The sequence below is a fragment of the Bacillus tequilensis genome (genome assembly GCF_012225885.1).
Taxonomy (GTDB): domain Bacteria; phylum Bacillota; class Bacilli; order Bacillales; family Bacillaceae; genus Bacillus; species Bacillus tequilensis.
In genome coordinates this window covers 3,856,292-3,879,002 of record NZ_CP048852.1, presented here as the reverse complement: position 1 = coordinate 3,879,002, position 22,711 = coordinate 3,856,292, and the positions used below count along the sequence as shown (strand labels likewise).

Below are 22,711 nucleotides of genomic sequence, written 5' to 3'. Positions count from 1 at the left end.
TCAGCTCAATTAACCGATTTCAGACGATATGATTAAACCAATCATATTTGAAAAAGGGGAAACCATGACGGTGAATGAATGACGCGGCAGCTGGCGGAATCACAGCGGCCGCACAATCAGCGGATCAGGCAACACATGCTTCAGCCGGCCATAGCTGAGGCAGAAGCTGTTTCAACTTTGTCCAATCGGGAATGTAACAGTAAGGATTCTGTGAAAGAGGGTTGGACACATGGCAGTGAAAGACCAGTACTTGTCAAAAATCAAACAGGAAACCAAGCCTTGGGTCAAGCGATTCGGGAGGCTTGGTTATTTTGCATTCGGCGGCGTTTTTATCCTGCTCGGGATTTTAGCCTTTATGACGGCAGCAGGGGCGGGCAGCGCGAAAGATTCGAGCGGAGCGCTCCAAACCTTATCACGCATGCCTTATGGGTCATTCTTGCTTTTTTTCATTGGCGTCGGTCTCATTGGTTATGTGATCTGGATGGTGCTGAGTGCGTTCAAGGATACGGAGGGCCACGGAAGAAGCAGGCGCGGCCTGTCGCGGAGAGCGGGAAACTTTTTCAGCGCCGCCGTTTACGCATCCATCGCTTGGAAAGCTTTGCAATTTGTGTTTGGCCAAGGAGAGGGGAGCACTTCGGAAAAGACGTGGTCAGCTTACGTATTGGCGCAGCCATTTGGCCAATGGCTCACAGGGCTTACGGGTGCGATTTTTATCCTATTTGCGATTGTTCAATTTGTGAAGGGCATCCGGGCGGCATTTATGAAAGAATTCGATACATCAAAAATGAACAAACAGATGATATGCATCGCGAAAAACACCGGGCGCGCAGGCAATATCGCCCGCGCCATTATTTTCTCAGCCATCGGCTATTTTCTCATCAAGACAGCCATGACAGCTGATCCTGACGACACAAGAGGCTTTGACGGCGCGCTCGCCGAGCTCGCGCAGCAGCCGCATGGCAAAATGATTCTATCTTTTTTAGCGTGCGGGCTGATCTTATATGGAATGTACGCTATGATGAAAGGCTTTTATCAGCATATGACATGGGAAAAGTGAGCTCTGGGCGCAGATTCGCGTTCAGAGCGTTTTTCAGTTTCTTAGAAATCAGGTGGATGAAAGCCTGCGCCAGCCTGTATAATAAAAGCAAATCAAAAGCAGTTTCATCGTGAACTGATCCAAGGGGAGGTGCGGAATGGATCGGGAAAAACAACAACTAAGTATAGAAGCGGCAAGGCTTTACTATCAGTCTGACTACAGTCAGCAGCAAATTGCCGAGCTGCTCAACATTTCAAGGCCGACCGTTTCCCGGCTGCTGCAATACGCAAAGGAAAAAGGGTATGTCCAGATTCGCGTCATGGACCCTTTTGAGGATTTAGATGCGCTCGGTTCCATGCTTGAAGAGAAATATGGGCTTCTCGAGGCACATGTTGTATTTTCCCCGACACCCGATTATGCAGGAATTACACATGACCTAAGCCGCTATGGTGCAGAATATATGCATGAAACAGTCAAAGACGGCGACATTGTCGGTGTCAGCTGGGGAACCACGGTGTATCAAATCGCGCAAAACATGCGGCAAAAGCGGGTAAAAGGCGTCGAGGTCGTCCAGCTGAAAGGCGGCGTCAGCCATTCCCGGGTAAACACCTATTCCGCTGAAACGATTCAGCTGTTTGCAGAGGCTTTTCAAACGGTGCCGCGCTATCTCCCGCTTCCCGTCGTGTTTGATCATGCGGATGTGAAGCGAATGGTAGAGAAAGATCGTCATATTGAGAGGATCATTGAGATGGGCAAGCAGGCGAATATCGCTCTCTTGACGGTGGGCACTGTCCGTGACGAAGCGCTGTTATTCCGGCTCGGGTATTTTAACGAAGAAGAGAAAGCCCTGCTCAAAAAACAGGCCGTCGGCGATATCTGTTCACGTTTTTTCGATGCGAAAGGGAATATTTGCAGCAGCGCCATCAATGACCGGACCATCGGCATCGAGCTTGAAGACCTCAGGCTGAAGGAACGCTCCATTTTAGTGGCTGGCGGAAGCAGAAAAGTGTCATCCATACACGGCGCATTGACCGGAAAATACGCCAACGTTTTAATCATTGACCAGCATACGGCAAGGGCGCTTATTAATGATTTGTGACACGCTTATACGGTTTGCTGAACAAAATTTCAATTCCTAATTTACATATGTTCAAAAGTCAGTTATGCTAAAAAATATCTTAATAAAAAAGGAAGTGTGCGAAGGATGTCATTAGCTCACATAATTGATCATACAGCATTGAAACCGCATACACAAAAAGCGGACATTCTAACATTAATCGAAGAAGCGAAAACATACAAATTTGCTTCAGTATGTGTTAATCCGACATGGGTGGAGCTTGCTGCAAAAGAGCTTGAGGGAACTGGAGTTGACGTTTGCACGGTCATCGGCTTCCCGCTCGGTGCCAACACAACTGAAACAAAAGCGTTCGAAACAAAAGACGCCATTTCAAAAGGCGCCACTGAAGTGGACATGGTTATTAACATTGCAGCTTTGAAAGACAAAGAAGACGATATGGTTGAAGCGGATATCCGCGGGGTAGTCGAAGCCGCAGCCGGAAAAGCGCTTGTCAAAGTCATTATCGAAACCTGCCTTCTGACTGATGAGGAAAAAGAACGCGCGTGCCGTTTAGCGGTTTCTGCCGGAGCGGATTTCGTGAAAACATCAACGGGCTTCTCTACAGGCGGCGCAACGAAGGAAGATATCGCCTTAATGCGCAAAACGGTAGGTCCTGATATCGGCGTGAAAGCATCTGGCGGCGTCAGAACGAAAGAAGATGTAGACACAATGGTCGAGGCGGGAGCGAACCGAATCGGCGCAAGTGCGGGCGTTTCCATTGTAAAGGGAGAAAACGCATCAGGCGGAGACAACTATTAAGAAGCTGACGGAAGGCAGACTGCTTTCCGTTTTCTGAGGAAACAATGGTTGTAAGCGAATACAAATAAAGGAGAACACATATGAAGTATTTGATTGGGATTATCGGTTTAATCGTGTTTTTAGGCCTTGCGTGGATCGCAAGCAGCGGGAAAAAAAGAATTAAGATCCGCCCAATTGTTGTTATGCTCATTTTGCAATTTATTCTCGGCTATATTCTCCTCAATACCGGAATAGGAAATTTCCTCGTAGGAGGCTTTGCGAAAGGATTCAATTACCTGCTTGGATACGCGGCAGAAGGAATCAACTTTGTGTTCGGGGGTCTGGTGAATGCGGACCAAACGACATTCTTTATGAACGTGCTCCTGCCAATCGTGTTTATTTCCGCTCTGATTGGGATTTTGCAAAAATGGAAAATACTCCCGTTTATTATTCGGTATATCGGCCTTGCCCTAAGCAAGGTAAACGGTATGGGAAGACTCGAATCGTATAACGCAGTCGCTTCTGCTATTTTAGGACAGTCGGAAGTATTTATCTCCTTGAAGAAAGAACTTGGCCTTTTAAATCAGCAGCGCTTGTACACGCTTTGCGCTTCTGCGATGTCAACCGTATCAATGTCAATCGTCGGCGCGTATATGACGATGCTCAAACCGGAATATGTGGTAACGGCGCTGGTCTTGAACTTATTTGGCGGTTTCATTATCGCTTCCATTATTAATCCTTACGAGGTTGCAAAAGACGAGGATATGCTTCGTGTTGAAGAAGAAGAAAAACAATCCTTTTTCGAGGTGCTCGGGGAATACATCCTTGACGGCTTCAAAGTAGCGGTTGTCGTTGCGGCGATGCTGATTGGATTTGTCGCGATTATCGCTTTGATTAACGGTATTTTTAACGCAGTATTCGGTATTTCCTTCCAAGGCCTTCTTGGATATGTGTTTGCTCCATTCGCTTTTCTTGTGGGTATCCCATGGAATGAAGCCGTTAATGCGGGAAGCATTATGGCAACAAAAATGGTATCGAATGAATTTGTCGCCATGACGTCGCTGACGCAAAACGGTTTCCATTTCAGCGGCCGTACAACAGCGATCGTATCGGTATTCCTTGTATCATTTGCGAACTTTTCCTCAATCGGAATCATTGCCGGCGCGGTGAAAGGACTGAATGAAAAGCAAGGAAATGTCGTCGCTCGTTTCGGTCTGAAATTATTATACGGCGCTACGCTTGTCAGCTTTTTATCAGCGGCAATTGTGGGCTTGATTTATTGAACTTAATCGTAAAGGATCGGTGACTATACATGAGAATGGTAGATATCATCATCAAAAAACAAAACGGAAAAGAACTCACCACAGAAGAAATTCAATTTTTCGTGAATGGCTATACGGACGGAAGCATACCTGATTATCAGGCAAGCGCGCTTGCCATGGCGATTTTCTTTCAGGATATGAGTGACCGTGAACGTGCGGACTTGACGATGGCTATGGTGAACTCCGGTGAAACGATTGATCTTTCTGCCATTGAAGGAATTAAAGTTGATAAGCACTCTACCGGCGGCGTGGGCGACACGACAACGCTCGTTCTCGCTCCGCTAGTCGCGGCTCTTGATGTGCCAGTTGCCAAAATGTCAGGCCGCGGCCTTGGCCATACGGGCGGAACGATTGATAAATTAGAGGCAATCGACGGCTTCCACGTGGAACTGTCGAAGGACGAATTTATTAAGCTTGTGAACCGTGACAAAGTCGCCGTCATCGGCCAAAGCGGCAACTTAACGCCGGCTGATAAAAAGCTGTACGCGCTTCGTGATGTAACGGGAACGGTTAATTCCATCCCGCTCATTGCAAGCTCCATTATGAGTAAAAAAATCGCTGCCGGCGCGGATGCTATTGTACTCGATGTCAAAACGGGAGCAGGCGCCTTCATGAAAACGGAAGAAGACGCAGCTGAACTCGCCAAAGCGATGGTGCGCATCGGAAATAACGTCGGCCGCCAAACAATGGCTGTCATTTCAGACATGTCCCAGCCGCTCGGCTTTGCGATCGGAAATGCGCTTGAAGTGAAAGAAGCGATCGACACGCTCAAAGGCGAAGGTCCTGAGGATCTTCATGAGCTTGTCTTAACGCTCGGAAGCCAGATGGTTGTGCTTGCGAAAAAGGCCGCTACTTTGGACGAAGCGAGAGCAAAGCTGGAAGAAGTCATGAAAAACGGCAAAGCGCTGGAGAAATTCAAAGACTTCCTGAAAAACCAAGGCGGCGACAGCTCGATCGTTGACGATCCATCTAAGCTTCCGCAAGCTGCATATCAAATTGATGTGCCTGCCAAAGAAGCGGGGGTCGTCTCCGAAATCGTCGCGGACGAAATCGGCGTCGCTGCGATGCTGCTGGGTGCCGGACGCGCCACAAAAGAAGACGAAATCGATTTAGCCGTCGGCATCATGCTTCGCAAAAAGGTCGGCGACAAGGTAGAAAAAGGAGACCCGCTCGTGACCCTTTACGCCAACCGCGAAAACGTCGATGAAGTCATCGCGAAAGTCTATGACAACATCCGCATCGCAGCGGAAGCAAAGGCGCCGAAGCTGATTCATACGGTGATTACGGAATAACAAGAAAGCACACCCCATCCTGAACGGGGTGTGCTTTTTGATTAAAGGATATGATATTCCACTTGGCCAATTTTTGATGACCATCTGCCATATGCCGCTGTACAAAAAATTCCGTGAGATCGTAAACGAGGGGCGCATCGGGCCTCTTAAAATGGTTCAAATTCCCTTCGGAACGCGCAAGCCATATGACGTCACAAAGCGATTTTTAATAAAGAACTGGCTGGCGGCGCACTCTTAGACACGGGAGCCTATGCGCTCGTGTTCGCAAGGTATTTTCTCACGAGCCAGCCGAATGAGATCCTTAGCACCGCCAAACCGGCTGACACAGGTGTTGACGAGCCGTCAGGCATCATCTACACCGACAATGAAATGGCTGTCATATTGCTGACAGTGAGGGCGAAAATGGCAAGAAGAGGCGTGGTTGCCGGAGAAAATGGCTTTATCACAGTAGAAGACTTCACAAGGCCGGACAAAGAGCTCATTACGTACGAAGATGGAAAAACATAGGTGATTGAAGAAGGAGAAACGGCAAAAGGGTTGAACTATGAAGTAGAGGACATGCAAGCAGCAGTCCTGCACCAAACAGGCAGCCAGACCATCAGCCTCCTGTGGATGTCATGAGAATCATGGACAATGTATGGGAACAGTGGGGAATCATATCCGTTTGAATATGAAAATATCCGCCCTTCATAACGGGCCAGTGTTTCTTCATATCAAGGTTATTATAAATATTACATTTTAGGGATGAGTGAAGTACTAAACATGAATATCCGATTGTTATATTTATGTTTCTTAATGTCATTTTGAAAACAGAGATTTTTCTTGGGAACCTTCCATAAGTATAAATCGTACCTAAATTATGAAACTTTATACAAAGTAACAAAAAACAGCAGCTGAAAATTTTGCAGAAGTGAAAAAGGCATTGCATAGTACGTGGATTTTTCACATTTAATATCTAGATTAAGGTTGATCGTTAGAAAAACTTGTTTCGTTCAGTTGAAAAAGAGGAGGTGAGAGTTTGTGTCGAGGAAATTACTGGGGAAAGTAATGATGATTCTTGGTGCAATTACTATGGCAATAAATGTAATGTTCTTTAAATCGGGTGAGTATTATGATGTGGTACGTGGAGCCTCTTTTGTGATGTTTATACTGGGCATTATTTTGGTCCCTACTTACTCAAAATCTCAGAAAGACTAATATCGTCGTACGAAACTAGGATATAGAGGTATTAATTGACGTTTTTTTGAATTATAGTTATTATTTGTTAATGAACAGTGAGGTATTCTTTAATGGATTTGTATGATTGATAGCGATTAGTAAAACTAAATTTATGCTTAAAGAGGCTGGAGAAATGAAAATTACTATACCACCTATAAACTTAGGACGACTGATTTTCTTAAATAGAATTGAAAAGGGAATGACTCAAGATCAGCTTTCAAAATCTATTTGCTCTGTTCCCTATTTAAGCAAGTTGGAAAATAATAAAATTAACCCAAGTGAGGATATTCTCTATCACTTAATAAAAAGACTTGATATTGAAATTGAGAAGGTACAAAACGAGTACAAGGAACTGATCTACGTTCTTGAACAGTGGTATGAGTCTATTAATATCAAAGATAACCATCTAATTGATTATTACAAAAAGAGAGCGAGAAATTACCAGAAGAAAAAACTGCCACCAGATCTTTCTAATTTTGTTCAGTTGTTAGAGATTAGATGTGCTTTATATGTCAAAGATATAGACATTGCTTCGAAGTATATAGTGAGTTTACAAAAAGTTCAAAAAAAAATGTCGACTATGGTCTGGAACTATTTCACATATTTTAAAGGGATTTTTTATTGTATGAAGTCTAATTATTTTAGGGCGAAAAATCTTTTTTTAGAGGCCGAACAGGGATTTATATCAGAAAAAGCGGAACAAATTCCCGAGCTTTATTACCATCTGGCTTTTGTTAATAGCCAGCTTTATGATATCTCGATGGCTATTTATTATGCAGAAAATGCAAAGCATTTGTTTACCCAGCAATTAAAATATAATCGTATTATTGAATGTGATTTAATTATAGGTATTAATCTGACAAGACAAGAACGACATATTGAAGCAAGAGAAAAATTTGAAACAATTATTAATATGTGCAAATTAAACAAATGTCATCATCTGTGTGCGAAAGGTTTACACAACTTAGCATACCTTGAATCACAAATTGGAAACAATCGAGATGCTATTAAACTTTATGAAGAAAGCCTTTTATTTAAAGAGGAGAATGAAAATTCCTATTTAAATACACTGCTACATCTATCAGAGGAACATCTGAAGCTTAATGAAAAAGAAAAAGCCTATAAAATTTATAATAAAGTTATTGCGTATTATTCTACATATAATCTATCAAAAGAATACTACTATAAGGCAAAAGTAGAAAAACTGAAATTTGATGGAAGAATCGAAGAACTGTTTACACTACTTGAAGAAGAAGTCATTCCTTATTTTGAAGAGATAAATAATGTTATCTATTTGAGCAAAATACTTTATGTTATAGCTGACATGTTTGAAAAAGAAAGAAAGTATAAAAAAAGCTGTGAATATTATCAAAAAGCTTATAGGTTGTTGTCCTTGAAGAAAGGGGTGATATAGATGAGTTTTAAGAGAAATTGTCTACAGGCTGTTTTAACTAGAGATATATTTACAAGTGCGGAGTTTCTAGTATTAAATGAGGTAATTAGTGACTATTCTAGATTATTGGTAGATCATCCAGACCCAAACTAATTGTTATGTCAACTTTAAAACATCTCATTGGTAAAGATTATTTAAACCAGTCTAATTATTTTATTTTGATTTAACATTGCTTTAAAGTGAGAAAAATATGTATGTCTTATATATTAGAATTAAAGGGAGGACTTTCATATTTGTTTGAATTTATCATTATTACTGCAGCCTTTATTTTAACCATTGGAGCAGCAATAGTCCTTTATTTTAAGAAGATAAACAATAATCCTTTTATAGCGATAGACTATGCAAAAAAAAGGAGAGAGAAGAAGGATGTTTCTCTAATCATTACAAGAAATCAAACTGAGTTGGTCTCTATTAATCCTGATATCACCATGCCTTTAGCCAGTACAGTAAAAATAATAGTGGCAATCGAATTTGCGAGGCAGGCAAGTAAAAACATAATTGATGTAAATACTTCCATATCTAATGAACAGCTTCTTAAGTATTATCTAGAGGGAACTGATGGAGGAGCACACAAGCTATGGATCAAAAAGTTTAATAATAAGCCTTCCTATACTCTTAAAGAGATTGCTATCGGTATGATAGCCTTCAGTTCAAATGCTAATACAGAGTTTCTTATGGACTATTTAGGTTTGAATACCATTAATAAAGTGCTAGAAACTTTAAATCTTAGTCACCATACAATGATATTTCCAATCGTATCTTCTTTGTATATACCTTCCTATATTAGTCAAAAAGAGCAGATTAAAAAGAAAGATCAGTTATTAAAACGTTTGACCGAGATGCCTGAAAAAGAATACATAGATTATTCTCTTACCATTCATCAGCATCTTAAAAATAAGGAAAAGCATGAATATATGGAAAAAGTTTATCTTGAATATGAGTTCCAGAAAATCTGGTCTGAGCGCTTGCCGGCAGGATCAGCATCTGATTATCTAAAGGTTATGAGAATGATCAATTGTAGGGAACAATTCAATCAAGATATGCAAACTCATTTAGAAAAACTGCTAGGCTATGCTCTGTTTTCTAATGAAAACAATAGGAAATGGATAGAGAGAGGCGGCTTTAAAGGAGGTTCCACTTTATTTGTATTCACTTATGCTTCTTTTTCAACAGATAAGGATGGAAATCAGACAGAGCTTGTTTTCTTCTCTAATAATCTAAATGCATTTACAGCCAAACGATTACAGCTTAATTTTAATCAATTTGTCCTTAACACTTTAAAAGACGAATCTTTTAGAAAAAAAATAGTAAACTAATATCCGAAAGCATAATATATTCCTATCATGCCAGATTAAATAGAAAGTGGGGGTTTTTAAAGACTTAGTGTCAGAAAAACCCTCATTTTTCAATTCCTGACGTTTAAGACGCGATATTCGGTGTCTATTTCTAGCGATCAATCCATATATTGTGTGATTGAATTTAAAGGACTGCCGGGATTTTATCTTAGCCTGAACATAATATGTTTCTATTATGCTTTATTCGCAGTCAACTTTTTTAGAAAGCTGCTCGGAAATTCAGCAAAGAAAGGCTAAAATCATATAAGTTTTATCAATACCATATTTTCCTATTAATGATAAAATAAGATATATAATATATGAATGAAAGAAGGTAGCCGTTTGCCTTGAAAAAAGTTATGTTCCTTGTTCCTATACTGCTATCCTGTACACTTATATTCCACTTCATGATTGTTATCTTAAATGTCATGCCAATGAATCCAATCTCCAACAAATATAAGAAAGAAATCAGTGAGTATATGGAACCTATTTTCGTTCAAAACTGGCACTTGTTTGCTCCAGATCCGGTTTCACATAATGAAACCATTCAAGTTAAGATCGGATTTGAGAGTGATAGTAAATCTGATTGGATTGATATTACCAATCCCATGATTGAAGAAATGCATAAAAATTACTTTAGTCCTCTGAACAGAATGGCCCGGATATCTAGTGGGATTATTTCAGAACTTACTTCAGAAGATGATTTAGTCATCGATTACAGAAAAAAGTTGGAAGAATCCGAGAGAGTGAAAGAAAAAATTAAGAAGTTAGATAAGGAACGAGACGAAAGGTTTCAGCAGAATGAGGCAATACTCTATCGCTTTGGTAGTTCATATGCAAAATACCTGTTTCCTGATAAAAGAATAGCTAACATTGAACTGCGAATTTTAAGGCAGAAGAACACGCCTTTTTCGAAGCGTGACAACAGAGTGGAAAATCCTTGGTATGTGGTAAAGCAATATAAAGAGAAAGAAATTATTGAAAATGTAGTACCGATTTTATAAGGGAGTGAGGGAGTTGTCTGCCTTTCAAATAAAAGCATTGCCGGAAAGATTCTTTGATTTTTCAAGCAGAGAGAATTACTTAAAAGGGGCTAGTCTTTTAAGAATAGGATTTGGAATTGTAATTTTGTACAATTATATGCTGCACTACTCCCAGCGTTATTTTTTATGGAGCAGCGAAGGTTTGCTTGGTTCGAACAGAGGAATTTATAGTCTCTATGCACTGAACGATTCACGAATATATTTTGATTTACTCTTTCATCTAGGGGCAATAATCGCTTTCCTATATACCATTGGTTTTATGGGAAGAATAATCGGAGTCTTTAATTACGTTTTTACGTATTCCCTTATTCAGTGTAGCCACTTCCTGTCAGATGGTGGAGATAACCTGATGTATTTATTTTTATTTTATCTTCTTTTTGCAAACACTACTGCTTATTTTTCATTAGATGCAGCGAAGTTTAAAGCTAGTTATCTCAAAAAGAAGGATACGGCCTTCTTTAAAATGAAAATGGTCTTTCACAACTTTGCAGTTCTTGCTTGTGTTATTCAAATTAGCATCTTGTATATGGCTTCAGGTTTATATCAAGTTATGGGGGAGATGTGGAACAGCGGAACAGCTATTTTTTATATCCTTCAAGTAGATCTCTTTTCCAACCCACAGTTACGTGAACTTTTCTTAAATAACGATTTACTTTTAGTGTTTACAGCGTATACTGCTATTATGGTTAAATTAGCATTTCCTTTTCTATTATTCAATCCAAAAACCAAATACATTGCTGTATTCTTGATGGTATCTTTCCATGTAGGTATAGGCATTGCCATGGGTCTGGTTACCTTTTCACTAATCATGATCATAGCTGAGCTCCTCATGATATCCGATCGAGAATATACTCAATTCTACACGTTTATTAAGCAAAAGTACCATCGTTTACGTATATTTTTGAGGTTTATCATGCGAAAAAAAATTGGAAAATCAACTACAGTCCAATCCTTTAAAATCACTGTTTTTTATGACGGATGGTGTCCTTTCTGTATTAACAGTGTAAATCGCTTAAAACGAATGGATTATTTTGGTTTATTAGACTGCCTATCGTTTAGAGAAGAAGGGGTGAGGGACGAATATAAATTGGATTTAAACCAACTTGAAAAACGAATGCATAGCAAAAGTTCAAAAAGTTCAGTAAAGGAAGGAATCTTTGCCTTTATTCAAATTGCAACGAGACTGTTACCAATGTGGCCTATTCTCCCAGTGCTTTATTTAGGCAAGATATTTGGCTTGGGTCAACGAGTATATGATTATATTGCTTCTAATCGAAGTATTGTCCCAGCTGGCAAATGTAATAATGATTGCTTTATCAACAATAAAAACCAAAAAGTATAGGAGTGCTGTTCATAATGAAACAAAAATTTTTAGGTGCGACCCTAGGAGCTGTTTTAGTCGCTACCGTTTTCTACAGCTCAACTTCTGCTTCTGCTGCAGCAAGCTTTAATAACAAAAAAGTTGTGAATGATCAGAAAGAAGAAGTGAGACCTCAGGCAGTGGGAAAATGGGTGCTTGCAGGAGGGAAATTTGTTGCAAAACAATTTACAAGCGCATGGGCTGCTGATCAGTGGGGCACTGCAAGCTCCAAGAAAGAATATGTTTTGAATAAAGATGAACTGGAAGTGCTGTTCGACCAATAATAAATCAGATAATCTTGAGGCGAATGCGTATAGCGGACGCTTCTTTATCTTCGGAGGAGACATGGGCAAGAGCAAAAATGTCAAGTGTGTTCTGGTTGTGATCAACAGTATTCTTGTTGTTTTTCTTATACTAGCTGGATGTGCATTCTACTATTTTAAAGCCAGTGATGTTCAGTATATAGTAAATTTCATAAATGAAAATCCAGAGAAAGTGAGTTTTATTCTAGTTGAAAACGGAGAAGAAGTTATCAGCATTTCAGAAAATAATAGCATGCCATTAGCAAGTGTATATAAGATTATGATTGCTATAGAGTTCATTAAACAGGTGGAAAAAGGGATAATCAACCCAAAGGAACAGATACCCTTAAAAAAATTAGAAGATTATGTGCTCATTAAAAGAGATAATGATAACCATAAAAAGTGGTTAAATAAAATTAAAACCATTAAAGGAGAACAAGCAAAGACTATTCAATTGGAGGAAATTGTAAGAAGTCTCTTTACTCATAGTTCAAACCCAAATGCTGACTACCTGCTGGACAAACTTGGATTGGAAAATGTTAACAATACTATATCTAAAAACTATAAACCTCATGATAAACTCTATCCCATTAGTTTAAGCGAACTGACCCACCACTATATAAAGTGGAAGTATAAGGACTTCACTTCTAAAGAGACAAATGACAGAATCACAAAACTTAATTATGAGGAATATACCAACCTCATAACCTCTATTCAAAAACTGATTGAGCAAGGTAAATATCCGAATTACAAAAATTATCAGCCTACATTAGAGGAACAAGAAACTATGACGAGATACCTTCCCAAAGCAAGCGCAAAAGTATATTCAGATTTATTGGGTCATATTAATGAAGATAAATTTAAATATAAAAAGGAACTTTTAAGACTATTAGCTATTAAAACAAACAAAGAAATATACATTGGTGGAAAAGACGGAAGAACGCTGAATATAATTAATAAAACAATATTCGCTAAAGATAAAGAAGGCAACACGACGGAGATTGTGTTCTTTACAAAAGATTTAGACTATGAGGAATATCAGAAGATTGACCGTAATATTGATGAATTTATACAAAAGCTTTTAGACAAGGAATTGCACCTGAATGCCGAGTAGGGAAAACTTAATAAAAATAAGGTTTAAACACTTATTATGTTTTGTAATATTCATCATATTTCTCAATACCCTATTATTATATTTAATGGTAATATATTACTTGAAAGGAGGTGATTCAAGTGAAATTGAATAAAAAAGCAATGGGTATCGTACTTGGAACTGCAATTCTTATATCGGCAGGTACATATTCATCTGCTAATGCTGCTGCAAATAATACTGACTATCAAAAAACGATCGTGGTAGCAAACGAACAAGGAACTGTTGAGCCATATAGACTGAAGGCATTATGGAAAGGTGTCAAAGCTGTTGGATCGGCTGCAAAATCAGCTTATGATGCCGGGATAAGTGCAGCTGATAAAGTTGGAATGTGGTTAGTAGGAGGAGCAGTGGAGCAAACTGACTCGTCTACTCCTGAAGAGATGGAAGTCATATTTGACCGCTAGGCAAGATAATAGCTCCTAATGACTTTTAATTTCCTTCTCAAAAAGAGTTTAAATAGACGTCTCACATATCGAATCCACGAAGATTAAATTAGAAACTGAAACAAACAAGAAAGTGGGTATCCACCCCAAAAAAAAGCAAAATACAAAAAGAGGCAGGGGATATAATATTCCAGTCTCTTTTTGTATTTTACTTTTTTTAAAAGTCGGTGGTTCTGCTAATTTTAGTTAATCAGCCTGATTTGTACTGAAGCAGTTTTCGATGATTTTGCTATGTGCAACTATTGACCAGTGGACAAAGTCAGAGGCATAAATGTAATAACTGCTGTTTATCGTACCCATAAGTTAAAAGGTGTTCTTTCGGACTTGATATAATTTATAAGTGTTCATCTAAATAGACTCGTACTTTTTGAAACTTTTTTTTTTGATTAAGGATGGTTTTATCATAATCAACAACTTTAAAGATCAAATAAGCGGATTCATAACATCCGTACATGGAAAAACAGAGTTGATTGAAAAAGGAGAAACGGCAAAAGGGTCGAACTATGAAGTAGAGGATATGCAAGCAGCAGTCCTGCGCCAAACAGGCAGCCAGACCATCAGCCTCCTCTGGGTGTCATGAGAATCATGGACAATGTAAGAGAACAGTGGGGAATCACCTATCCGTTTGAATATGAAAATATCCTGCCTTCATAACGGGCCGATGTTTCTTCATAGAGAAATGTAAGCTCTTAAAAATGTAATGAAAAAGTGAGGCGAATTGGTTAAATGTTCATTGATTGTTCCGTGTATGTTTTCTTGCAGCCCTTATCATGCCTTCACCCTGCCGAACTCTGTCTATGCACAAAAGGCAGAAAAACCAGTATTTAAAGAAGTCAGCGTCCATGACCCTTCCATCATTGAAATAAATGGCACCTTTTATGTTTTTGTATCTCATCTCGCTTCAGCTAAAACGAAAGACCTCATGCAATGGCAGCAGCTGACCACCAGTGTAAGCAACAACAATCCTCGATTACCAATGTCTACGAATAATTAAAAGATACCTTCGAATGGGCGCAATCCGATACCCTTTGGGCGGCTGACGCCACGCAGCTGGCGGACGGCAAATACTACATGTACTACAACGCCTGCCGCGGCGATTCGCCAAGGTCCGCCATGGGTATTGCCGTCGCTGACAACATTGAAGGGCCATACAAAAACAAAGGCATCTTTTTGAAATCAGGAATGGAAGGCACAAGCAGCGATGGACACCGTATGACGCAACTAAAAACCCGAATTTTGTAGACCCGCATACCTTCTATGATAAAGACGGCAAGCTGTGGATGGTGTACGAGTCATACTCAGGCGGCATGTTCATTTGTGAAATGAATCCGAAAACAGGCTTCCTGGGCAGGGAAACGGGAAAAAACTGCTTGGCGGAAACCACAGGAAGGCCCGTATGTTCTCTATAATCCAGACACCAAGTACTACTACTTGTACCTATCATATGGCGGTCTCGACGCAACAGGCGGCTACAACATCCGTGTCGCCCGCTCCAAGAAACCGGACGGCTTTTACTATGACGCAGAAGGCAACCCGGTACTTGACGTTCGCGGCAAAGAAGGCACCTTCTTTGATGACCGCTCCATCGAACCATACGGCGTCAAACTCATGGGCAGTTATTCATTTGAAACAGAACAAGAAAAAGGAACTGGCTACGTTTCACCAGGACATAACTTCGCATACTATATGAAAAACCGGGCGATTCTATTTAATCTTCCACACCCGCTTCCCGGGCAGAGGTGAGGAACACGAAGTCAGAGTCCACCAAATGTTCATGAGCAAAGACGGTTGGCCATCGTTATGCGGGCGAAACACTGAAAAAAGTAAAACAAAAAGACATCACAGGAACCTACAAACTCTCATCCAGCACGGAAAAGACATCTCAGCAGACATCAAAAAAACCATCAACATTCAGCTCAAAAAGGCCGCACCATTTCCGGGGAAATGAACGGAACATGGAAGAAAACAGGAAAAAACATAGCCGGTATCACGTTAGCTGGCAAGAAGTATGATGGGGTATTTATACGTCAACGGTATTCGGTGAGAGAGAAGAACGTCATGACGTTTAGTATGTTGAATGGCAGCGGTGAGGCTGTTTGGGGCTCGAAATAAGATGGAGAAGTGCCTTCGTGGGAAGGCGTTTTTTTATTGCTTCTTTACTTTAGAATCCATAGTATTAATATGAGGCGAGAAAAATATTTATCAGAAAGGGAGAAATCTATTGAAAAAAACAATTAAAGTTGCTGCAGCAGTGATTCAAAACGATAGAGATATGATTTTATGTGCACTTCGTTCGCCAACCATGTCTTTGGCTAATCTATGGGAATTTCCAGGAGGGAAACTTGAAGAGGGAGAGAATGCTCGAGAAGCTCTTGTCAGAGAAATTCATGAGGAGCTTGGTTGTAAAATTGAAGCCGATGAAATTATCGCTGACATTCATCACGAATATGAGAAAATCGTTGTTAATTTGATTTCTATTCAAGCGAAAATTGTTGAGGGTGAACCTGTTGCTAAAGAACATGCTGAACTCAGATGGGTGCCCGTGAGTGAACTTGTTTCACTTGAATGGGCACCTGCTGATATACCAACTGTAAATGCACTAATTAATTAAATCAACATACAAGTTTTCTGGGACAGGCTGATGGAGCTTCCATATTACATTCATAGGTTTGTCCCCATTGCTTGATACGTAATCTACTTTACCTAGATAAATGAAAGGTAAGGTAATATCATGCATTTCGTTAAATTTACGTACGAATAGATGTATATTATATTCTCTTTGTCTATGGTTAATAAAATTCTGACCGACATTAGAATGATGTGATGTTTGATTTGGACTTTGCCAATGAAAATGGTAGGGATCAATAAAGTAATCTTTATATAACAAATGGTCCTCTACTTTTTCAGATTTATTTAATGTAATAAAAATTAAGTAATTATTGTTAACTCTCTTTACACCTTCTCGCCACGTTCCCTCTTGATCAGTAGATTGAAATAAATGTATGAGTTCATTTCTAGTATATGTTTGAAATAAAGTGAGTTGTAGTTCACTAGATAAAAGTGCTTCTATATTATTCAAACGTCTAAATTCAGTTAATCCATATTGAATACGCTCCTTAATATAAGGACCAAACTGAGGATGGCATAAGCGTTCAATAATATCTGATTGTAGGATGAACGTACTTTCCTCCACTGTACCAAAACTCCATTGCTGTTTTTTAAGTGGTTTGGCTAAACGCTCCATAGATCGTTTAATTAAATTGTCGTGTATATTAGTGTTTTTGATTTGTAAATGAAATGTATCCTCTAAAGACTTTTTAACATCATCGACAGTGATTCTTTTTGTATTATATCCACATTGCAACACTAATAAATCATAAGGCCACTTGATAGGAAACTGTTGTTCTAACCAGGATACCATTTTTAAAACTAACGAATCATTTAATATTATTTTATCCAAAGAATGAAGGTCATCCATTCTGCGTTTCGTTTCGACCCAAGACTTATATTTCTTTATAAAAAAGGTAAGGCCTGGAGCTTGATCTGAATAAAGAAAATCTAGTAGCTCAGGAGAGCGTCCAATATCTCGTTTGAATTGATAATATAAAGTTTTCAACATGGCAACTGAATTTAGTTTAATACTATCAATTTTGTGTAAAATCTCTTTTTTCGTTACAGATGAAAGGTCTACATAAGACCCACCTGGTAAGTCTGCAAACTCATGGGTCACGGCAACTCTTAATGAATCTTTATCAAAGGATTTTTGACTCGTTTGTCCGGAAAGGGCTAGCGGTATGACAAACGATTTTTGATAATTCCCTATAAAATCCAGAACCGTCACAAACTCTTTATCATCAGTCTTTCTTAATCCTCTTCCTAACTGTTGAATAAATATGGTTGGTGATTCAGTTGGTCTCAAAAAAAGCAGTAAGTTTAATTTTGGTATATCAATACCTTCATTAAAAATATCTACTGTGAAAATTAGCTCTAAACTGTGATGCGGGTCTTCAAGTTCTCTGATGACTTTCTGACGTTGAGCTGAAGAATCTTGCCCTGTTAAATATGTTGTATGGAATCCTAATTGATTAAATTCTTGACTCATATATTGGGCATGTTCAATGTTAGTACAGAAGCCCAACCCACACATTTTTTCTCCATGGAAACCGTACATATTTATCATCTTTATTACATAATCGACTCGCTCATGGTTTTTTAAGTGGCTGACCAGAGAGCGTTCATCATAAACCCCGTTTGTTATTTTTACTTTATCGTAATCAATAGTATGATCCGGAATACCAAAGTAATGAAACGGGGCGAGCAATTCAGCTTCTAACGCATCTCGTAGGCGAATTTCATAGACAACATTATGATTACAGATTTCAAGTACATCTTTACCGTCTAAACGTTCTGGAGTTGCCGTTAATCCTAATAAGAATTTAGGTTTAAAGTAATTCAACACTGATTGATAGGTAGAGGCTTCTGCATGATGAAATTCGTCAATGACAATGTAATCAAATTCATCTGATGCAAACCGTTTTAATGTTTCTTCTTTATACAATGTTTGAACTGTGCTAAATAAAAATCTTTTATTCCATTCTTTTTTCGATCCAGTTAACAATCCAAAGTTATCATGATCATTAGTGACTTTTTTAAATGTTTCAATGGCTTTAGTTAGTAACTCCTCGCGATGAGCGATAAAAAGATATTTTTTTGGTTGATATTCGGAAAAATCAAATGCTGCAAGATATGTTTTTCCTGTACCAGTTGCAGCGATAATAACAGCCCTTTCCTCACCTTGTTCTCTCGTTTTCTTAAGGTTTTTAAGCGCTATTTCTTGCATGGCATTAGGTTGTATTTTTGTTTGGTAAAGAGAGTTTTGAGAGACGAGAGACGCACTAATTTTGTGATTAGCTGTTTGAAATTCTTCATAAGCTTTTAAGAACTGGTCATCGACCGGTTGTGTTTTTTCAAGCCATACTTTATTAAAGACATCTTTTGTTTGTTGAAAAATAGGAAGATATTTTGTATCAGGTATTCTCGCATTTAGCTCATACCCAGTGGTCAGAGCGGATTGCGAAAGGTTTGATGATCCAATAATGACGCTATGTTGCCCTGACTGACGTTCAAATAAGTAAGCTTTTGTGTGAAAAGATTGACGATAATCATTTACAATTCTTAAGGTAACATTTTGAAATTGCATGAGTTGTTTAAGGGCTTTAGGTTCAGTAATTCCCATATATGTGGATGTAATAATACGTACTGGTACATTGCGTTTATTGAGCTCTTGTAATGGCGGAATAAGAAGTTGGACGCCAGACCATCTTGTAAAACTGACCATAAAATCCACACGATCAGCAGTTAACATTTCATTCTTTAATGTTTTAAAAAAATTATCATCCGCTCTATGGTTTCCGAGTAGATTCAATCGTGATAGCGAAAAGTGCTCAGATACAGGAAGATCCAAGTCACCTAAATGATAAAGAACTGAAGAAAGTGGTGTTGCAAAGGCAGTATCATTACCAAGATCAGAAGATACTTTTTGGGTTAATTCAACCGCCTGATGATATTCTCCATGATGAACAAGCGTTTTGATTTTTTCACCAAATTGTTTTGCTATATGTAAAGTTAAAATTTCTGTGTATTCTTTCGGTAAAACAGGCTGAAATCGATGTTCAACCGGATAAAGCTTGTGCTTTTCTTGCAATTCTTCATGAAAACCACTGTTTTTTGTCATTTTTTCTCTCTCCATATTTAAATAGATATCCTGATTTTATCATTATTATTGACTATAGGTAACAGAGATTTGCAAAGGCACCTCGAACAAATGAGGATAATTGTACCTGCACTTATAGTCCTGTGCAAGCTGAATTTCACTCGCGAGAAAGTGAAATGAAAAGGATAATAGTTAAATATACTTATCTTATCCCTCTTCAAGACAAACCCTTTTGCCTGTTTATCCAATATGACCCATCATGTAATATGAAAATAGTCTGTATTGTAAAGAATTGACACAGTTTGATAGAAACACGAGGTGTTGCGGCATGCATAGTGAAATGTTGTTACATTCGGTAAAAGCCGACTTACATGAAAAACAGGAACAGATCCATCAGTTAAAACGAGTGCTGCACGAAATCAGGCAAATCAAACACGAATTTTCCGAGGCCAAGCATCTCATTCACCGGCCGCATCTTAACCGAGAGGCATGGAGAGGAACACATGCGGAGCGATTCGAAGATATTCGTGAAGGAATGAACAAAGCATATCAGCAAATTAAAAGCGATCAAGTCAGCGGAATCATCGAAAGCATCGAAGGAAAAATCCACTCCTTAGAGGGCGATGTCTATTCCATCAGACGCCAAATCACAAGAATAGAGCATGAAATAGAGAAGGAAAAACACAAAAAGTGAGGTGAGCACAAATGGCACAGGAAATTAAAATGGTGTATGGCACAGTGAAGCAAGGGCTCTCACAGCTCAAGAATTCAGCTGAACTCAAATCCTCCTTGCCCGGCCACATCTCAGGCCGAAACCATTTAAACGTTGCGAAGTCCATTGAGCAATTAAATGAGGACATCAAAGAGCTCACCGAAGCCTATGCGTCCGTTCTGGCCAAGCATATCGCACAAACGGAAAGCGCGGTAAACGCCATGAAGGAAACCGATGAAAATATATCATCTTCCATGAAATAAAGCGCGGGAGGACAAGGGATTGAAAACATTAGATGTCCACGCTCTTCACGAGGGCATTCAGCATACGATTGAGAAACTGGACAAGCAAAAACAGCAGCTGGAGAAGCTGGAAAAAAGCGTTGGGCACCTGGCAAGCATGAAGGACGCGCTAAAAGGAAAGGGAGGAGATGCCATCCGGACCTTCTACGAGGAGTGCCACAAGCCTTTTCTCCTCTTCTTTGGCATGTTTATCGACGAATACAAAAAAGTGCTGAAACAAACGCAGCATGCGATTTCCTCTGTAGAATCTGACTCCCATGGCATGATCGCAGAGGCTTTTCTCTCACACGATGCAAGACACGGAGTAAAGCATGCACGAGAAGTGACAGAACAGCTCACAGACGCAGTCAACCGCCAAACATCAGCCATCGGCCACATCGTCAGCCTGCCGACAGTCAATGACTCCTTCTTTCGAGTGGAAACAGAACAGGCTGAACGGCTGATCACAGACACCCTGCATAAGCTCTTTCAATTTGACGGCCAGCAAACCCAAGCACTGGAAACAGCAAAATCAGATTTTCAAACGATGAAAAAGTATATCGATCAGCTCGAAACGATGTACACCGGTCCAAAAATTGAAATCACAGGCTACAAAAGCGGCTCCATCCTGAAATCACAGGAAGAAGAAAACATCAACCAAACCTTCGGCGCCATTAACCCGCAAATGAAGCAGGCGGATGACTCACCGATGGAGATGATGTTGAAAAAGCTGGACGAGAAAGAAAAGTCTAAAGTCGATACAGTTGTCAAAACGGATCATTCTAAAAAGGTAAATAAAAATATCATTGTTATTAATGGTAAAGTATATAATACGAGTGAACATGTAGAACATGTAAAAACTGATTTCTCAAATGCAGAGGTTAAGCAAGTTGTTTTTAATGATACACTTTATAATGTGTATATATCAGGTAATCATATGAAACTTGAACCTGTCGTCTCGCTTTCGGACATTAAAGTGGATGAGAGCGGATATGTGAAATTGTTAGAGACAGCTGTAGATCTTACCGGCGTGAATGATCTTTTTAAGGCAGCCACGGGCAGAGATCCGGTATCAGGCGAAAAAGTCACAGGGAAAGACCGTATTGTTGCCTCCATACACTCACTACCATTAGCCAAAATAGCCAAATTAGAAAAATTAATAAATATTAATAAACTTATTGATGATGGGAAACAGGCAAAGAAGGCTAAGGAAATTAAAAACGTTGCTAAGGGTAAGGATAATAGTGTACCTTCTTATGGAAAGAAATCAGTACCTAAAGGGCCGTATCGTGAAGTAAATGGATATCCTGTTAAAGTAAAGCCGGGTGCCCAAGAGAAACATATTCCCAATACTCCTAACTACAAGCAAGAAATAGCAAATGGGAAAAACAAAAGTATTTTTTATGGAGATAATAAAAAAGCGCAGGAATTGCTTGATAAGTATGCAGGGAAAGGTCAACTACTACCAAACGGTAAAAAAGAAAGAGTAGACTTTGGTAAACCAATTGGAAAATACTATGATCGTGATACTGGTGAATACCTTGAAACTACTAGAGGAATGATTCATTACGGAAAAGACGGAGCGCATATAGTGCCTTCAGAACCATTAAAGAAGTAATAAAAGGAGGATATAAATGGAATATGATCCTTTAGTAAAAGCGTTAAAAGAGTATAAAGATAGTGACTTGATAATAGAGTGGGATAGTGGATTAAAGATTATTGGTGAACCAGATACACTCTTTGAAACAGACAATGGGTTGGATGATGATGATGTGAATTATACTGAATATTATGCAGTTGCATTTCAAGTAAATGGGATTTTAGCGCATCCTACTAGTGAAGAAAGTAGTTTATATAACTGGTTAATACAAAAGAAAGGTTCATTGGTTGAAATTTCACTTTATGATGATCCGCCAAGTGCAGTTTTTTTAACTGACGGAGAAAGTGTATGGAAAAGGGATAATTAAAAATAAAAATGTTACTTTAAAGATATACCTTGAGGGGCTAAATTTCCTTTCAAGGTTTTTTCATTAATTTATTTTAAGTCAACCGATATTTGCGAGAATTTTTAGTGAAAGAAAAACAAAATAGTCCTTAATAAGTAAATCCCTTAGTCAATACCAAAAATGAAAGCGTTGACATCCTATAAATCTAGTGCTAAAGTATACCTATAAACAAATAAAACGGCCCGTCA

The 22,711-nt window shown here is 39.1% G+C and carries 21 protein-coding genes and 1 pseudogene; 21 read left to right on the top strand and 1 reads right to left on the bottom strand.

Annotated features, from left to right (window positions below; genetic code table 11):
• The first annotated feature begins 229 nt into the window (after nt 1-229).
• From G4P54_RS20355 to G4P54_RS20270, 17 genes and pseudogenes are all read left to right on the top strand, one after another.
• A complete protein-coding gene (locus G4P54_RS20355; RefSeq protein ID WP_167873701.1) occupies nt 230-1,057 on the top strand; it encodes a DUF1206 domain-containing protein in 828 nt (275 codons plus the stop codon).
• Between the two features lie 136 nt (nt 1,058-1,193).
• On the top strand, nt 1,194-2,135 hold the full coding sequence (gene deoR / locus G4P54_RS20350) for a DNA-binding transcriptional repressor DeoR (RefSeq protein ID WP_167873700.1): 942 nt from the start codon (nt 1,194-1,196) through the stop codon (nt 2,133-2,135).
• A 105-nt stretch (nt 2,136-2,240) separates the two neighbouring features.
• Complete coding sequence (gene deoC, locus G4P54_RS20345; protein ID WP_167873699.1) at nt 2,241-2,912, top strand: deoxyribose-phosphate aldolase; 672 nt, start codon at nt 2,241-2,243, stop codon at nt 2,910-2,912.
• Between the two features lie 80 nt (nt 2,913-2,992).
• Complete coding sequence (gene nupC / locus G4P54_RS20340) at nt 2,993-4,174, top strand: nucleoside permease NupC (RefSeq protein WP_167873698.1); 1,182 nt, start codon at nt 2,993-2,995, stop codon at nt 4,172-4,174.
• A 29-nt stretch (nt 4,175-4,203) separates the two neighbouring features.
• Nucleotides 4,204-5,505: a pyrimidine-nucleoside phosphorylase gene (locus G4P54_RS20335; RefSeq protein WP_167873697.1), complete on the top strand. Its 1,302-nt coding sequence runs from the start codon at nt 4,204-4,206 to the stop codon at nt 5,503-5,505.
• A 37-nt stretch (nt 5,506-5,542) separates the two neighbouring features.
• Nucleotides 5,543-5,743 (top strand): hypothetical protein, encoded by a 201-nt coding sequence (locus tag G4P54_RS20330; protein ID WP_167873696.1) that lies wholly within the window; start codon nt 5,543-5,545, stop codon nt 5,741-5,743.
• A 20-nt stretch (nt 5,744-5,763) separates the two neighbouring features.
• Entirely contained in the window at nt 5,764-6,012 is a 249-nt protein-coding gene (locus G4P54_RS20325) for a hypothetical protein (protein WP_167873695.1), read from the top strand.
• Between the two features lie 513 nt (nt 6,013-6,525).
• A complete protein-coding gene (locus G4P54_RS20320) occupies nt 6,526-6,702 on the top strand; it encodes a hypothetical protein (protein ID WP_167873694.1) in 177 nt (58 codons plus the stop codon).
• A gap of 106 nt (nt 6,703-6,808) precedes the next feature.
• Complete coding sequence (locus G4P54_RS20315; protein WP_167873693.1) at nt 6,809-8,137, top strand: tetratricopeptide repeat protein; 1,329 nt, start codon at nt 6,809-6,811, stop codon at nt 8,135-8,137.
• A 272-nt stretch (nt 8,138-8,409) separates the two neighbouring features.
• Nucleotides 8,410-9,492, top strand: a complete 1,083-nt coding sequence (locus G4P54_RS20310; RefSeq protein WP_167873692.1) for a serine hydrolase — start codon at nt 8,410-8,412, stop codon at nt 9,490-9,492.
• Nucleotides 9,493-9,857: 365 nt separating this feature from the next.
• Nucleotides 9,858-10,514, top strand: coding sequence for a DUF5819 family protein (locus G4P54_RS20305; protein ID WP_167873691.1), 657 nt, complete (start codon nt 9,858-9,860; stop codon nt 10,512-10,514).
• A gap of 13 nt (nt 10,515-10,527) precedes the next feature.
• Complete coding sequence (locus G4P54_RS20300) at nt 10,528-11,895, top strand: DCC1-like thiol-disulfide oxidoreductase family protein (protein ID WP_167873690.1); 1,368 nt, start codon at nt 10,528-10,530, stop codon at nt 11,893-11,895.
• Nucleotides 11,896-11,909: 14 nt separating this feature from the next.
• Nucleotides 11,910-12,197: a hypothetical protein gene (locus G4P54_RS20295; RefSeq protein WP_167873689.1), complete on the top strand. Its 288-nt coding sequence runs from the start codon at nt 11,910-11,912 to the stop codon at nt 12,195-12,197.
• A gap of 61 nt (nt 12,198-12,258) precedes the next feature.
• Nucleotides 12,259-13,329, top strand: coding sequence for a serine hydrolase (locus G4P54_RS20290; RefSeq protein WP_167873688.1), 1,071 nt, complete (start codon nt 12,259-12,261; stop codon nt 13,327-13,329).
• A gap of 119 nt (nt 13,330-13,448) precedes the next feature.
• A complete protein-coding gene (locus G4P54_RS20285) occupies nt 13,449-13,772 on the top strand; it encodes a hypothetical protein (RefSeq protein WP_167873687.1) in 324 nt (107 codons plus the stop codon).
• Between the two features lie 809 nt (nt 13,773-14,581).
• Nucleotides 14,582-15,923, top strand: a pseudogene (locus tag G4P54_RS21775) (glycoside hydrolase family 43 protein).
• 109 nt (nt 15,924-16,032) lie between these two features.
• Complete coding sequence (locus tag G4P54_RS20270) at nt 16,033-16,422, top strand: (deoxy)nucleoside triphosphate pyrophosphohydrolase (protein WP_167873686.1); 390 nt, start codon at nt 16,033-16,035, stop codon at nt 16,420-16,422.
• Here G4P54_RS20270 and G4P54_RS20265 read toward each other — a convergent pair.
• Nucleotides 16,411-19,545 carry a DUF3427 domain-containing protein gene (locus tag G4P54_RS20265; protein ID WP_167873685.1) on the bottom strand — a complete coding sequence of 1,045 codons (3,135 nt, stop codon included), beginning with the start codon at nt 19,543-19,545 and terminating at the stop codon, nt 16,411-16,413. The two genes, G4P54_RS20270 and G4P54_RS20265, sit on opposite strands and share 12 nt — an antisense overlap.
• Nucleotides 19,546-19,852: 307 nt before the next feature.
• On the opposite strand from G4P54_RS20265, the gene G4P54_RS20260 reads away from it, so the two are divergent.
• From G4P54_RS20260 to G4P54_RS20245, 4 genes are read left to right on the top strand one after another with little or no spacing between them, the layout of a single operon-like run.
• Nucleotides 19,853-20,218, top strand: coding sequence for a YwqH-like family protein (locus tag G4P54_RS20260; RefSeq protein ID WP_024713251.1), 366 nt, complete (start codon nt 19,853-19,855; stop codon nt 20,216-20,218).
• Between the two features lie 11 nt (nt 20,219-20,229).
• A complete protein-coding gene (locus tag G4P54_RS20255; protein ID WP_167873684.1) occupies nt 20,230-20,499 on the top strand; it encodes a YwqI/YxiC family protein in 270 nt (89 codons plus the stop codon).
• A gap of 19 nt (nt 20,500-20,518) precedes the next feature.
• Nucleotides 20,519-22,135 carry a T7SS effector LXG polymorphic toxin gene (locus G4P54_RS20250; RefSeq protein ID WP_167873683.1) on the top strand — a complete coding sequence of 539 codons (1,617 nt, stop codon included), beginning with the start codon at nt 20,519-20,521 and terminating at the stop codon, nt 22,133-22,135.
• A 16-nt stretch (nt 22,136-22,151) separates the two neighbouring features.
• On the top strand, nt 22,152-22,484 hold the full coding sequence (locus tag G4P54_RS20245) for a hypothetical protein (RefSeq protein ID WP_167873682.1): 333 nt from the start codon (nt 22,152-22,154) through the stop codon (nt 22,482-22,484).
• Nucleotides 22,485-22,711 lie beyond the last annotated feature (227 nt).

Coding starts and splice junctions, on each gene's coding strand:
- deoR (WP_167873700.1), top strand. CDS start 1,194: ATGGATCGGGAAAAACAACAACTAAGTATAGAAGCGGCAAGGCTTTAC.
- G4P54_RS20265 (WP_167873685.1), bottom strand. CDS start 19,545: ATGACAAAAAACAGTGGTTTTCATGAAGAATTGCAAGAAAAGCACAAG.
- G4P54_RS20255 (WP_167873684.1), top strand. CDS start 20,230: ATGGCACAGGAAATTAAAATGGTGTATGGCACAGTGAAGCAAGGGCTC.
- nupC (WP_167873698.1), top strand. CDS start 2,993: ATGAAGTATTTGATTGGGATTATCGGTTTAATCGTGTTTTTAGGCCTT.
- G4P54_RS20355 (WP_167873701.1), top strand. CDS start 230: ATGGCAGTGAAAGACCAGTACTTGTCAAAAATCAAACAGGAAACCAAG.
- G4P54_RS20260 (WP_024713251.1), top strand. CDS start 19,853: ATGCATAGTGAAATGTTGTTACATTCGGTAAAAGCCGACTTACATGAA.
- G4P54_RS20245 (WP_167873682.1), top strand. CDS start 22,152: ATGGAATATGATCCTTTAGTAAAAGCGTTAAAAGAGTATAAAGATAGT.
- G4P54_RS20290 (WP_167873688.1), top strand. CDS start 12,259: ATGGGCAAGAGCAAAAATGTCAAGTGTGTTCTGGTTGTGATCAACAGT.
- G4P54_RS20295 (WP_167873689.1), top strand. CDS start 11,910: ATGAAACAAAAATTTTTAGGTGCGACCCTAGGAGCTGTTTTAGTCGCT.
- G4P54_RS20335 (WP_167873697.1), top strand. CDS start 4,204: ATGAGAATGGTAGATATCATCATCAAAAAACAAAACGGAAAAGAACTC.
- deoC (WP_167873699.1), top strand. CDS start 2,241: ATGTCATTAGCTCACATAATTGATCATACAGCATTGAAACCGCATACA.